12 protein-coding genes are annotated in these 14,941 nt (G+C 32.9%); 3 read left to right on the forward strand and 9 right to left on the reverse strand.

Going from position 1 to position 14,941, the window contains the following annotated elements; translation table 11 throughout:
- Positions 1–141 precede the first annotated feature (141 nt).
- Positions 142–831, reverse strand: coding sequence for a winged helix-turn-helix domain-containing protein (locus B7R65_RS10745; protein WP_088042783.1), 690 nt, complete (start codon positions 829–831; stop codon positions 142–144).
- Between the two features lie 200 nt (positions 832–1,031).
- Here B7R65_RS10745 and B7R65_RS10750 point away from each other — a divergent pair, with 200 nt between their 5' ends.
- The 3 genes from B7R65_RS10750 to pstA all read left to right on the forward strand — a co-directional run bounded on the left by B7R65_RS10750 (position 1,032) and on the right by pstA (position 3,899).
- Complete coding sequence (locus tag B7R65_RS10750; protein WP_088042784.1) at positions 1,032–1,988, forward strand: PstS family phosphate ABC transporter substrate-binding protein; 957 nt, start codon at positions 1,032–1,034, stop codon at positions 1,986–1,988.
- Positions 1,989–2,073: 85 nt separating this feature from the next.
- Complete coding sequence (pstC, locus tag B7R65_RS10755) at positions 2,074–3,018, forward strand: phosphate ABC transporter permease subunit PstC (protein ID WP_088042785.1); 945 nt, start codon at positions 2,074–2,076, stop codon at positions 3,016–3,018.
- Positions 3,019–3,020: 2 nt separating this feature from the next.
- Positions 3,021–3,899 (forward strand): phosphate ABC transporter permease PstA, encoded by an 879-nt coding sequence (gene pstA, locus B7R65_RS10760; protein WP_088042786.1) that lies wholly within the window; start codon positions 3,021–3,023, stop codon positions 3,897–3,899.
- 602 nt (positions 3,900–4,501) lie between these two features.
- Here the strand turns inward: pstA and B7R65_RS10770 are convergent.
- The 8 genes from B7R65_RS10770 to B7R65_RS10805 form a co-directional block, all read right to left on the reverse strand.
- Positions 4,502–5,476, reverse strand: a complete 975-nt coding sequence (locus B7R65_RS10770; RefSeq protein ID WP_088042788.1) for a phosphotransferase enzyme family protein — start codon at positions 5,474–5,476, stop codon at positions 4,502–4,504.
- Positions 5,477–5,937: 461 nt separating this feature from the next.
- A complete protein-coding gene (locus B7R65_RS10775; RefSeq protein WP_088042789.1) occupies positions 5,938–7,515 on the reverse strand; it encodes a response regulator transcription factor in 1,578 nt (525 codons plus the stop codon).
- Positions 7,496–9,328: a sensor histidine kinase gene (locus B7R65_RS10780; protein ID WP_088042790.1), complete on the reverse strand. Its 1,833-nt coding sequence runs from the start codon at positions 9,326–9,328 to the stop codon at positions 7,496–7,498. Before B7R65_RS10780 ends, B7R65_RS10775 begins: the two co-directional genes overlap by 20 nt.
- 104 nt (positions 9,329–9,432) lie before the next feature.
- Positions 9,433–10,716, reverse strand: coding sequence for an ABC transporter substrate-binding protein (locus B7R65_RS10785; protein WP_088042791.1), 1,284 nt, complete (start codon positions 10,714–10,716; stop codon positions 9,433–9,435).
- Between the two features lie 135 nt (positions 10,717–10,851).
- A complete protein-coding gene (locus B7R65_RS10790) occupies positions 10,852–11,679 on the reverse strand; it encodes a carbohydrate ABC transporter permease (RefSeq protein ID WP_088042792.1) in 828 nt (275 codons plus the stop codon).
- Positions 11,679–12,623 (reverse strand): carbohydrate ABC transporter permease, encoded by a 945-nt coding sequence (locus B7R65_RS10795; protein ID WP_088042793.1) that lies wholly within the window; start codon positions 12,621–12,623, stop codon positions 11,679–11,681. The genes B7R65_RS10790 and B7R65_RS10795 overlap by 1 nt, the downstream gene beginning before the upstream one ends.
- Positions 12,624–13,042: 419 nt before the next feature.
- Positions 13,043–13,402, reverse strand: coding sequence for a DUF805 domain-containing protein (locus B7R65_RS10800; protein ID WP_088042794.1), 360 nt, complete (start codon positions 13,400–13,402; stop codon positions 13,043–13,045).
- Between the two features lie 199 nt (positions 13,403–13,601).
- Complete coding sequence (locus B7R65_RS10805) at positions 13,602–14,873, reverse strand: ABC transporter substrate-binding protein (protein ID WP_088042795.1); 1,272 nt, start codon at positions 14,871–14,873, stop codon at positions 13,602–13,604.
- Positions 14,874–14,941: the final 68 nt, after the last annotated feature.

The following is a 14,941-nucleotide window of genomic DNA, read 5'->3' on the forward strand; positions in this document are numbered from 1 at the left end:
CACCACTTTTCTTCAATTTATTACAAGAAACTACAAGTGTAAGTATATTCAGACAATGTTTACCTGAAATTAATGGAATGTAAAGATAATGTGAATTTTCAAAAAAATAGCCCTTAAAAAAATAGGGTTCTTTCCTATAACTTAGATTGAGTAATCATGTTCAAAACGATATCCTTTCCCTTTAATCGTTCGAATAAATTTAGGGAAATTAGGAAGATCTTCTATTTTCGAACGCAATCCATGAATATATATATCGATCAATCTTTTGTTTTTATAAACAGATATAGCCTCCATCAATTCTTCTCTAGTTACAATTCTCCCTGACTTTTTTAACAAGTATAATAAGATAGCAAATTCTCTACCATTTAAATCAATTCTTGTTTTATTTCGATATACTTCTTCTCTGTTTAAATAAATTGTGATATCACCGAAATTAAGAATTGTTTCTTTTTCTTCCTCAAATTTCTCTTGATAACTTCTTCTCATTACTGCTTTTATTCTTGCAGATAGATCTCTAGGATGGATGGGATAAGCAACATATTCGTCAGCCCCAGCTTCTAGGCAAATCGCCGATTCAAACGAATCATACATATCCACTAATAAAATAATAGGAACTTTTGTAACTCTTCTAATTCTCATTATTAATGGTATGAATTCATCTAGTGATCGACTTTTTTTCAAAATTAGACAACCTTTTAAAAATCCAAGATGTACCTCTTCTTTAAAATCTCTATAGGAATAGGTACATATTTTAAACAGCCCAAATTGCTTGCTTTGCTGAAGCACACTTTCAATCTCGTTTTTATCTTGTATGATAACAACCTGCTCCACCGTATTTCTCCCCTATTCGTAAATTGGTTTCTACTATTTTCTATTTATACGGTCATTTTAATTTGAAATTTATAAAAAAGGGGTACTTTCACTATACATTTACAAATTCTTTACGTTCAGTTAAAAGCTAGTTAACTTTTCTCCTTTAAAGTAGGAAATGTAAGAAATACAAACAACCATTTTTAGGGGGAAAACTTAAAATGAAATTTATCAAAAAACCTTTATTAGTTTTATCAGCTGCAGCAGTCTTATCTTTAGCAGCTTGTGGAAATACAGACAAAACTTCAGGAAGCAATTCAGATAAAAAATTAACTGGAGATATCCTAATCGATGGTTCATCAACAGTTGCTCCTATTATGGAAGCAGTATCTGAAGAGTATACTTCTTCTCAACCTGATGTACACGCTTCTGTAGGTATCAGTGGTACAGGTGGAGGATTTGAAAAATTCACTAAAGGTGAAACAGACTTAAGTAATGCATCTCGTCCAATTAAAGATGAAGAAGATGCAATTGCTAAACAAAATAAAATTGATTATATCCAATTAGAGTTAGCTTATGACGGATTATCAGTAGTTGTAAGTAAAGATAATGATTTCGTAGATCAATTAACAGTTGAACAATTAAATAAAATGTGGTCAGTTGATAGCAAAGTAAAAACATGGAACGATATTAACCCAGCTTGGCCAAAAGAAGAAATTAAATTCTTCAGCCCAGGTACGGCTTCAGGAACTTACGATTACTTTAACGAAGCAATCCTAGAAAAGGCTGGTGAGCGTAAAGATGCTCAAATGTCTGAAGATGATAACGTACTAGTAACTGGTGTAGCTGGTGAGAAAAACGCTATTGGATACTTTGGTCATGCTTACTATGAAGAAAACAAAGATAAATTAAAAATCGTACCTATCGTGAACCCAGAATCTGGTAAAGCAGTTATTCCAACAGAAGAAACAATTAAAGACGGAACTTATGCACCACTTTCTCGTGAAATTTTCACTTATGTAAACACAAAATCACTTAAACGTGCCGAAGTTATGGACTACTTGAAATTTGCTAACGAAAATGTTCCTACTTTAGCTGAAGAAGTTGGTTATGTACCTTTACAAGATGCGAAATATGAAGAAAACCTTAAAAAATTAGAAGAAGCTTCTAAAAAATAAAAAGAATTAAATTGAAAAATAAAGAGAGGTAAGGACCCGGATGAAGCCTTACCTCTTTCATTCATGAAAATAGGGGGTTTTTGAAATGCTAGAAACAAAAAAAGCTTCACCTGTACGTCAAATTATTGCAGCGAATAAGAAGAAAAAAAATTCTACAGATATGATTTTAGAAAAATTAATGCCAAAAATATTTTTGGTTTGTGCTCTCGTAGCTATTTTCACTACATTCGGTATTGTATTTACATTATTCAGTGAAACGATCCACTTCTTTGACAAGGTCTCAATTAAAGAGTTTTTTACAAGTAAACAATGGCATCCTACTCTATCAAAACCTGAATACGGTATTTTACCACTTATATCAGGAACTTTATTGACTTCAATTATTGCGACAGTAGTAGCTGTTCCAATTGGTTTAACGTCAGCGATTTATTTAAGTGAATATGCAACTGATAAAACACGACGTACAATTAAACCAATTCTTGAAATTTTAGCTGGTGTTCCTACAATTGTATATGGTTTCTTTGCTTTAACTTTTGTTACACCACTATTGAAGACAATTATTCCTACATTAGGGATTTATAATGCACTAAGTCCAGGTCTAGTTATTGGAATTATGATTATACCGATGATTACCTCTTTATCGGAAGATGCAATGAGCTCAGTACCAAATTCATTACGTGAAGGTGCATATGGTTTAGGTTCAACTAAACTAGAAGTATCACTTAAGGTTGTCTTACCTGCTGCTACGTCAGGAGTAATCGCGTCATTTGTACTTGGAATATCACGTGCAATCGGTGAAACGATGATCGTTTCAGTTGCTGGCGGTGCAAATCCAATATTTTCATTTGACCCGACCCAAGCCGTTCAAACAATGACAGCTTTTATAGCTCAAGTCAGCCAAGGTGATGTAGGCTATGGATCAATTGGTTACTATAGTATTTATGCAGTCGGTACTACGTTATTTATCTTCACACTAGTAATGAATATCATTGCACACTTTATTTCGAAGCGTTTTAAAGAGGAGGTATAATAATGAATTTCATAGATCATAATAAAGTTTCTGCTAAAATTGGTAAACGATTAACTAAAAATAAACTTAGCTCACAACTATTCTTTTTATCAACAATCTTCGGATTATTTGTATTAGCGGTCTTACTTTATCGAGTTGGAACGCAAGGATTTTCATTTATATCTGCAGACTTTTTCACTAATTTCGCATCTCGTATTCCTGAGAGAGCCGGAATAAAAGCTGCCCTATACGGTACAATGTGGTTAATGGCTGTCGTAATTCCAGTTTCCTTAATACTAGGTGTTGGAACAGCAATTTACTTAGAGGAATATGCAAAGAAAAACTTTTTAACACGCTTTATCCAATTAAACATTTCAAATTTAGCTGGTGTCCCATCTATCGTTTTCGGATTACTAGGTTTAACAGTATTTGTTCGATTATTCAATCTTGACCGCAGTATTTTAGCTGGTGGATTAACAATGTCACTTGTTATCCTTCCTGTAATCGTCGTTGCATCTCAAGAGGCAATTCGATCAGTGCCAAACCAACTGCGTGAAGCTTCTTATGCGTTAGGAAGCACAAAATGGAAAACAATTTATCGTATCGTCTTCCCTAGTGCATTACCAGGGATTTTAACTGGAAGCATTTTAGCTTTCTCTCGTGCAATCGGAGAAACAGCTCCTTTACTTGTAATAGGCGCACTTTCATATGTAGCATTCGTACCTACTGATTTATTCTCTGGATTCACTGTAATGCCAATTCAAATCTTCAACTGGACATCACGTCCACAAGAAGCTTTCCAATTCGTTGCAGCAGCAGGTATTATCGTATTGCTTGTCATGCTAATCATAATGAACGGAATCGCTGTCTGGATCCGTAACAAATTCCAAAATAGATACTAATCGAAAAGTGGAAGCGCCTTGGTCAGCCCCGACAAGCATAAGACAAAGAACAGTAAAGGTTGCATTTCACCTTTATTGGGCTTTGGCTTATGACCTCGAGGGGCTAGGCGCTGGAACTAGACAATTCGAAAAGTGGATGCGCCTTGATCACAAAGGATGGCATGTTAAAACCACGACGTCCTGTCGTAACACATGCATGACCCACTTCCTGTGGGCCCACAAGCAAAAGACAAAGAACGGTAAAGGTTGCATTTCACCTTTATTGGGCTTTGGCTTATGACCTCGAGGGGCTAGGCGCTGGAACTAGACAATTCGAAAAGTGGAAGCGCCTTGGTCACAAAGGATGGCATGTTAAAACCACGACGTCCTGTCGTAACACATGCATGACCCACTTCCTGTGGGCCCACAAGCATAAGACAAAGAACGGTAAAGGTTGCATTTCACCTTTTTGGGCTTTGGCCTATGACCTCGAGGGGCTAGGCGCTGGAACTAGACAATTCGAAAAGCGGAAGAAAACTTTAACATCATTTCTAAATTTGCTTCCCCTGCAAATTGAAAATATACAAAAAGTCCCATAGCGATAGTCGCTATGGGACTTTTTATTAACTTAGGTCAATGATTGTTTTATCGTTCATAATACGCTCTTTTAATTGCTCACAAAGTTCAATGACTCTTGGTGTTTTCTCTTTTCCTTCAAATTTCATTGTTAATACATAATATAAAGTATGATCTCTACATTTTAAAAACGCTGGAATTCTACTATACCATTCTTCATCTAATATATATTCTGTTTCGTAACCTTTTCTAAAAATAGAAAGTTGTTTTTTTGCAAACGCAGACTTCTCTTCAAATGATTCTTTACTTCCCCAGGCTGTATAGTAAAGGACAATTGCGATATCTGAAATAAAGTAATTATACTGTAAGTCATCGAAATCGAATGCTGTAATTTCACCTTCATCATTTACAAAGAAATTATGTAGATGTAAATCACTGTGAATTAAGCCATATGATTTTGAATTTCTTTCGTATTCGCCAATTTCCTCTAATAGCTTTTTAGTATATGGACCTATTTCTTCGTGGTTCAGCATTTCAACTAAATACGCATCTTCATCCCACTGTTCTCTTGAATCTGTATTTGGATAATCAACTGTTAGCGCATGAAGCTTTCCGATTGTTTTTCCCCATGTAAACATTAAATGATCGTTCCAAACATTAGGATTCGAACGATCAACTAATTGACCATCTGCCCATTCAAACATTGATGCAAAAAAGCTTGTTCCATCACTAGCTACATGTTCCTCAACTAAATTACCGTTTAATGAAAAAAGTGATCCCGCTGCATTCGCTCCATTTTCTCGAGCATATTTTAAAAATTTGAGTTCCCCTTCAATCGCATTTTTTGAGCGATGAGACGAATGTGTTAATCTCAAAATTCGTTGTACTCCATCTTCAGTTTTCCCTTTAAATAAGTAGTTTTCAAATTCCCCTACAGGCTTTTCATCTACACTCAAACCAAATTGAGCAGCTGCATTTTGTAAAATTTCTTTTGTAAACACTCTTTCCACGGTTTGTTCCATCTATTTGGACCTCCGAATTCGAATTAATAGGTTAGTTATTATGGTTTTATTCTTTTATTTAAGCGATTTTTACTAAAAGACTGCTTTTTTAAATCAACTAAGGTTATTCTTATTTACTAAAAGCTTCTTTTTTTAAATCATTCCTTTGATGAAGAAGTTGATTGGAGCGGAAGGTGCTCGACTCCTGTGGGAGTAGCGGGACAGGTGAGACCCCGCAATAGTCAAAAAGGCAGGCATGCTAATACCACGACGTCCTGTCGTAACGCATGCATGACCCACATCCTGTGGGCCCAAGGAGGCTTCAGCGCCCGCCCACGGAAAGCGAGCATCCTGCAGCGGAAATCAACTAAGGTTATTCTAAAATAGGGAAAAATCTTCTCGAGAAGAGCCATCTTTATTAAATATTTCACAACACTACTAATAAATCCTGCAAAAATCAGATAAGCTTTAGCTACTATTCATTAAAGGTGAATTTGTTTTTGATTGATTTCATAATCTTTTCTAAACTCATTCGGAGTCATTCCGACCATTTTCTTAAAGATCTTCCTGAAATATTTATCATCTTGATATCCAATCTCTCCGGCAATTTCATAAATTTTTAAATTAGGAAATTTCAATAATTCTTTAGCTCTATTAATTCTCGTTCGAACAAGATAATCAGATAAATTTTCACCATATATTTGCTTAAACTTACGGGAAATATATTCTCTACTCAAATAAAACTTTTCAGAAAACTCTTGTAGTGAAATTTCTTCCGAATAGTTTTTTTGGATATAATAAGCAATCTCTTCTATTGTATTTAATTCTCTATTCGGTTGTCCCAGTTGAAGAAAAAGCGCACTAATTTTCTCTCTTTGAGCTGAGAAATATACTTTCAGTTCAAACTGACCCTTAATATTCCAAAATGTATCAATATCTAATTTAAGAAAACTCTGTAGTGATTTCAATTTCATCCATCTCGTAACTAATGAATTGTATTCTTGATCCCAAGTTTCTAATTGTGAGTATGAAAAATAATTTCTCTCTTTAATTTGATAGATGATACGATTTACGACTTCATCAAAGATGGAAATATCATGTTTTTCCATCATTTGATCTAATATTTTTATTAATTCTACAAAGTTTATTGATGAGTATTCCTCTATGTACTCTTTGTTTATAATTGGGGTTCCTAATGTTTCTAATAAATTGTACTCAAATAAGATACTATTTGCTTCATTATATGCTTCTCTTAACTGCTCAATGGTATAATGTTTACTTTTTGAAATATGGAACGGAAAAGGTACTACTTTTGCGAGAATTTCCGCAATATTGTTTAAGACATATTCAGGGTTAGTTCCCCAATAGATGAGACAAATTTCTTGTTTAGCATGAATATTTCTAAAAGCTATACCCGCATTTAATTCTTGAAGGATTTCATTCACAACATTTAAACTAGCAAAATAACAAAGATCCTCAGGCCATATTCCAGCGAAGGCATCGATATTTCTCATCTTAATAATAGAAACAACTACTTTGTTCGCTGCTGACGATTCAAGTTTCAGGAGCAAATTTTGATCATAGGAATTTCCATTTATCGCATTACTTAATTGTTGATCTCTATAAATTGGTAAAATTTCATATAATTTTTGTAAATACTTATGGGACTCAATCCTATCATCTTCTTCTTTTCTCCACTCTTTCACCGCTTTAATAAATGTATCATTTAGTGAATCTGGATCAATCGGCTTTAATAGATAATCTGATGCACCGTTTTGTATTGCTTCTCTCATAAATTGATAATCTTCATATCCAGTAATTACTATTATTTTACTCGTTAGCTTCTCTGACTTTATCCATTTCAATAATTCTCTTCCATCTACTTCTGGCATCATCATATCAGTAAAAATAACTTGTGGGCGCTCTTTTAAAATGATATCTTTAGCAATCTGTCCGTTTTCTGCTTCAAATATCTCTGTTGTATTTGCCATTTCCCAATTTGCTAATAATTTTATCCCTTCTCTCACGTGCCTTTCATCATCAATAATTAACACTTTCATTTCCCATCAGTCCTCTATCTATATTTAATGGTAAATATATTGTGACTATGAAATTCTCATGTTGTTTACTCTCAATTTGAAACTTGCTATCTTCACCGTAATATAAATGAATCCGATCATATATATTTTTAAGCCCAATGCTCTCTTTTTTGTTCTTATCAACTTTACTTAAAGAATCTCTAATACCCTCTAACTTTTGTTGAGAAACACCTGCACCATTATCGATTAATTTGATACAAATAGATTGCTGATCATATTGGAAAATATCAATTTCTAGTTTTCCGAATTTCTGCATTGTTTCAAAACCATGCTTAAAATAATTCTCAACGATTGGTTGTAATATCATTTTAGGCATCAGGTTTGTATACAAATGCTCATCTACACTTAGTGTGAATGTAAACTTTCCATCGTATCGTTCATTTTGAAGTGATAAATAATCTTTTATATGATTAATCTCGTCTAGCACGGTTACAATATCATCATTGTTTCTCATACTATATCTCATAATTTTAGAGAGGGATGTTAAAAGCTTATAGACCTTCCTACCATCATTCTTTAATGACAATGTACCAATAGACTGTAGCGAATTATATAAAAAATGTGGGTTGATTTGAGATTGTAATACTTTAAGTTGATTCGTTTTATTTTCTATTTGAAGTTTATATTCTTTTATATATAAGTCATTGATTTTTTCAACCATAGAAGTAAAATGCTGGCCTAACTGCCCGAATTCATCATCACCAAGAGTGTCAAAAGAAACTGCTAATTCTCCTTCTTCAATTTTCTTCATATTTCGAATAAGAGTGTGGATCGGATTTGTAAATTTAACCGAAACGAGAATCGTTAAGAATATAACAAATAGAACTGATAGTGCACCAATTGTAATATTTATGATTAAAATTTTATTAGCATCCTGATAAAGATTTGTGTTTGGAATACTTTTTATAATTGTCCATGTTGTGCCTCTACCTTTTACCTGGTCTGAAACATAGACTCCTTTAAAATGTTTGTTTTTCCCTTCAAAATCATATTGTCCTTTTTCTTCTTTCATCCCATTTAAATGTGAGTACCATGAGTTAGATAACTTCTTTCCAATAAGTGTTTCATTTGATGAATAAAATACTTTACCATTCTCATCAAGAACATATAATTGCTCACGATCTTTATCATATATTCGATCGAAAATTTCTTTTATACGGTCTAATCTAACATCAATTGAGAGAAAACCGAGTAATTGGTCAGTCGTAACATTCATTAAGCGATAATGGAATGATATGACCTGTTTAGCAGGTTTAACTCGAAAATCCGATAGATCATTATAGCTTCTAATCGAATGAGTCGATTCAATTTCAACAAACTTCTTATCTTTCATTAGAGTCTTATAAACAGGAAAATCATTGAAGTTCAACAGCTTTCCTCTACCGCTCACCTTGGCATTGTAAACAGAATAATCATCTTTTCCACGCTCGATGTAAAGATGCATTTGTTCGATTTCTCTTCGGTTAAAGTACAAGTTTAGTAAATTCCTATTAATTTCAAATTGATTCTTGTCAATAAACTCAGTCGCACCATTTTCTAACACTTCAAGATACGGTCTATTAGTGTAAATAGATAATGGAATATTATTAATTTCATCAAAATAATTCTTTAAATCACTTCCACTTTTCTTAATCAAATCATGATTATTTTTCACAAATCGACTAACTACCGAATTTTTTGTATAAATGTAAATAGATATAATTGAAATCCCAAATGGGATGATCGTGGCTGCTAACAAGAAAATAATTAATTTAAATCGAATGCCTCTTTTCAATATTTCACCACCTTATCATCTATATTAAATTATAAACTAAAAATTATAAATAATTAGAAAAAAAGAAAGCTAATGATTCTACTCATCAGCTTTCTTTTTTTTGATTACTTTTTATATTTACTTTTCCAAGTAGCATCAAATTCTTTTAACATTTGTGTTGAACTAGATTGTCCAGCAACATACTTTTGAATTGAAGCACCAAAATCATTCGTTGCGCCATCTGGGAATTTGAACCAGTTCCAAGTTAATGTTTTACCTGCAGCAGAGTACTTTTGAATATCGTCTGCAATCGGTCCTAAGTTTGTACCTTTAATTGTTTTTAATGCAGGGATAAACTTAAATTTCTCTACGATATACTTTTGTCCTGTTTTTGAAGTTACCATCCAGTTTAAGAATTTTTTAGCTTCTGTTTTATTTGAAGAATTTTTGTTAACAACCCAGTTATTTGGAACACCTACTGGTAATCTATCCATCGCTTTTTTGTCATTGTTAATTGGCATTGGTAACACACCAATTTTCATATTTTTCTTAATGCCATCAATTGTTGTTTGAGTCCAGTTACCTTGTTGCATCATAGCCGTTTGACCTTTAGCAAATTGAGTAACTTGCTTATTATAATCAGTTGTTAATGGATTTTTATTACCATATTTTACTGTTAAATCTAGTAACTTAACCCACTCTTTAAACTTCTTATTATCAGAAATTTTTACTTTACCTGAATTTACATCTTTAATGAATTGGTCAGGATTTGATTGTTGTGCAAAAGGAATATTAAGTAAATGAATTCCTAGTATCCACCATTCTGCATAGCCAATTGAAAATGCAGTGATGCCTTTTGCTTTAAGTTTTTTACTTGCTGATTCTAATTCTGAAATTGTTGTTGGTAAAGTTGTAATCCCAGCTTTTTTGAATAAATCTTTATTGTAGATAAAACCATAACCCTCAGTATTCATTGGCATACCATAAAGTTTGCCATTCATTGTCATTGGTTTTTCAGTACCTTTATAAAGATTTTTTACCCATGGTTCTTTTGATAAGTCTTCTAACTTATCTTTCCATGTAACTGCTTCTTGGAATCCTCCATTATTGAAAATATCTGGACCTTTTCCTTTAGCAAACTCAGCTTTAAGTGCAGCTCCATAATCCGCTCCACCACCAACAGTCGTTACTTTTACTGTTACGTTTGGATAAGCCTTATGGTAATCTTTTGCCATTGCTTCAAAGTCTTTTGCAATTTCTGCTTTAAATTGGAAAACATTTAACGTAACTTTTTTACCACTTGTTGCATTCGTTGTACTTTTTGCAAATGCTCCATTCGCACCTACTGAAGTTAAAAGTACAAATGACGCTGATAATGCTGCTAGAGTTTTGATCGCTTTAATCTTCACCTTAATACCCCCTGTTTCTTTTAAAGACAGAATATGAATACGTTTTCATTATACATACTAATAGTTTCTAAGATAGATAGGTAAAATTGACCTAATGGGTGGAAAAAATTGATAAGATTTTCCCCTTTACTAGTTTTACTTAATCGAACCACTCGTAATTCCTTTAATAATATGTTTTTGTGCAGCAAAGAAAAAGATCAGTAGAGGAGTAACCCCTAAAATTAGACCAGCCAATGCTAGATGCCATTGCTTCATATATGCTCCAAAGAAATAGAAGGTAGCTAATGGGATGGTTCGTTGATCTTCACCTAATATTAGAGATGGTAATAGAAAGTCATTCCATATCCATAAAGTATTTAAAATGACGATTGTTACCGTTATAGGTTTTAATAACGGGAAAATTACCCTCCAGAAAACCATAAACGGCGAACACCCATCGATAATCGCAGCCTCTTCTAACTCAATCGGAATACTTTTAATAAACCCATGATATAAAAAGATTGATAACGCTGACCCAAACCCTAGATACATCACCACTAATCCATGACGACTATCTAGCAAATGTAACTTATCTCCTACTTTCATCAATGGGATCATGATTGATTGAAACGGAATAACCATAGCAGCTACTAAAATAAAAAATAATAAACCTGAAATCTTACTTTTTGTTCTAACGAGTTTATAAGCGGCCATTGAACAAAAAATGACGATCACAACATTACTTGCAATTGTTATAATAATCGAATTAAGTAAGGATTTTCCGAAATGCATGATTTTCCATGCTTCTTTATAATTTGAAATATCAAGTGATTTTGGCAAAGCAGACGTATTTGAAAGGATATCCGAGAACGATTTAAACGAATTAACCAATACATAATAGAAAGGGACAAGGAAAACTAATGCGATTAAGATTGCGAGAATTTCTAATGAAAATAAATTGAATGTATATTTTTCCTTCTTCATCACATTTCAACCTCCCTTTTCTTAGATAAATACACTTGAACCATTGTAATAACAGCTACGACTACGAAAAATATAATCGCTTTTGCTTCTCCTATACCAAAATTATTATTAGTAAAGGCTTCTTTATAAATATTGTATGCTAGCATTTCAGTGGATCCAAAAGGTCCGCCACCTGTTAATGATAGATTCGTATCAAAAATTTTGAATGACCATGAAATCGTTAAAAATAAACAAACTGTAATTGCAGGTGCTACCATTGGTATCGTAATCTTCCTTAAAACTTGGAATCTACTTGCACCATCTACTTTAGCCGCCTCAATTAAATCACTTGGTACACCTTGCAATGCTGCTACGTAAATAACCATAATATAGCCCGCACCTTGCCATACAGCTACAATGATGATGGCCCAAAATGCTCCATTCGCAGTACCGAGCATAGCAGTCTCTAAAAGTTTTATCTTTAATATACTTCCAAGTGAAATTAAGCCTTGGTTAAATATAAATTGCCAAATGAAGCCTAATAATAAGCCACCAATTAGATTAGGCATAAAAAAAATCGTTCGCAAAATATTACGTGTCTTTAATGCTTGCGTAACTAATAAAGCCAATCCAAAGCCTACTATATTCGTTAAAATAACAGCGTATAGTGTGTATTTTACTGTTAATTTAAAGGACTGTATAAAAGCTAAGTCCTCCTTAAAAATATACTTATAATTCTCTAAACCAACCATTTTTATATGACCCGTAATTCCATTCCAATCAGTAAATGAATAATAGATTCCCATAATAAATGGAACTAACACGATTGCAGCAAACACTAAATAAACGGGACCAACAAAAGATAAGAAGCTAAGTGATTTTTTTAATTTTTTATTTTGCGTTATTTTTGTCTTATTATTACTTTTAATCTTTGATACACTGGAAACCTTATTCGTTTCTAGCATTAAATCACCTCCACTTTTATCTTAAATTACAGATGAAAATGTGAAAACGGAATCATTTGAACAGTAGGGTGGAATATATTGACTAGATTTAAAAGAAAGTACAAAAAAAAAGAATCTATAGGCTGAGGATGAGATATATAAGTGTTATGAATTTTAGGATTAGGAAGGTAAGAGATTATTTATAAGCACATCCCAAATATTGAAGTTGATTGGAGCGAATGCGCCGAGGAGGCTCAGCGCCAGCCCCACGGAAAACGAGCATCCTCGAGTGGAAACCAACTACTTTCCGATTAAATAGCTACAAAGTTTACGAAAACAAATTTTTAGCAAAGAGCATTATCTTTAGTTCGAAATCAAACAAATAAAAAAACCGCCCATTTCATAGGCAGTTTTAAAGATTACTCTTTCAAATCAATTTATTAATAATCTAAACCAGTTCTTTTCGGATTTGGTCCGTACTGATTATCATATTCTTCACTATCTAAACAGAAAAAGATAATAAGTATAATTGTACCAATAAAAGGAATAAGTCCAATTAATATCCACCAACCAGTCTTTCCTGAATCGTGTAGTCTACGTACTCCTACCGCTAATGATGGTAGTAAAGTAAATAACCCATAAATTATTGTTAATACCCCATTCAGACCCAAGAAGCTCTCCAAAATTGAAAGTACGATTGTAATAATAAAATTAAAAAGGAAAAACATCCAATATTCTTGACGCCTTGCTCTACCACTGAATCCTACATAATTCTTAAGTGCTTTTAAATACCATTCCACTGCTGATCCCTCCCTTGTTGAAAATAGAAACACATTGTTAGTTTATTCCTAACTTTAAATTAACATTATCTATTTTTAACGCTCCTCTAATTAATTATTTAAAAAAATTGAAAGTTTAGATAATTTTAGATAAAAAAGCTAACTCCAAATAATCATTTGACCGATCATTTTAAAGCTAGCCTTTATGTTTTATAACATTTTATTTTTTCTTCAGTTTATCCCATGAATCTTGTATTGATTGAAGTAATTGTTTTCCGTTCTTTTCTCCGCCAACATAAGCTTGCATTGCTGCACCAAACTCATTTACTCCACCATCAGGATACTTGAACCAGTTCCAAGATAATACTTTATTCTCAGTAGCATATTTTTGAATATCATCAGCGATTGGTCCTAGACCTTTACCTTCAATTGTTTTGACTGCTGGAATGAATTTAAACTTTTCAACAATATATTTTTTACCCGTGTCCGAAGAAACCATCCAATTTAAAAACTTTTTAGCTTCTTCTTTATTTTTAGAGTTTTTATTAACGACCCAGTTATTCGGTACACCTACTGGTAAACGGTCCATTGCTTCCTTATCGTCATTTATAGGTATTGGTAAAACACCTAATTTCATATTTGGAGTAATTCCATCAATCATACCTTGAATCCAGTTACCTTGTTGAATCATTGCTGTTTTACCAGATGCAAAATTTGTAACTTGCGTATTATAATCTGTAGTTAATGGATTTTTATTTCCATATTCAATTGTTAAATCAAATAACTTAAGAAACTCTTTAAACTTATCGTTATCAGGAATTTTTACTTTACCTGCATTTAAGTCTGCAATAAATTTATCTGGATCTGGTTGTTGAGCAAATGGAATATTTAATAAATGAATTCCTAATATCCACCACTCAGCATAGCCAACTGAAAATGCCGTAATTCCTGCACCTTTAAGTTTTTTTACCGTTGCTGTCAGTTCACTAAGCGTTTTAGGTAACTCTGTAATTCCTGCTTTATCAAATAATTCTTTATTATAAATAAATCCATAACCCTCTGTATTCATTGGCATACCTAATAGTTTACCATCTACAGTCATCGGTTTTTCAGTACCTGGATACAAATCTTTTACCCAGTCTTGATCAGATAAATCTTCTAGCTTGTCCTTCCAAGTAATTGCTTCTTGGAATCCACCATTGTTGTATATATCTGGCTCGTTTCCTGATGCAAATTGTGCTTTAAGTGCTGCGCCATAATCTGATCCACCACCGACAGTTTGAACTTTAACTGTTACATTTTTATTTTCTTTTTCATATTCTTTCGCCAAAGCTTCCAGGTCTTTTGCAATCTCTGCTTTAAACTGGAAAATATTCAATGTAGTTTTCTTTCCAGCTCCTCCGCCATTATTGTTGCTTTTATTATTACAACCTGTAAATAACAGCATTGTCGTAGATAAAACTGCTAACGATTTAAAAAGTTTTTTCTTCATTTCTTAGTCTCCTTAATCATTAATAATTTATCGATTTTCTCTTTTCTTTGGTCAAGCAATATCTCAAG

The organism is Bacillus sp. EAC, from assembly GCF_002156875.1.
Taxonomy (GTDB): Bacteria; Bacillota; Bacilli; order Bacillales; family Bacillaceae_G; genus Gottfriedia.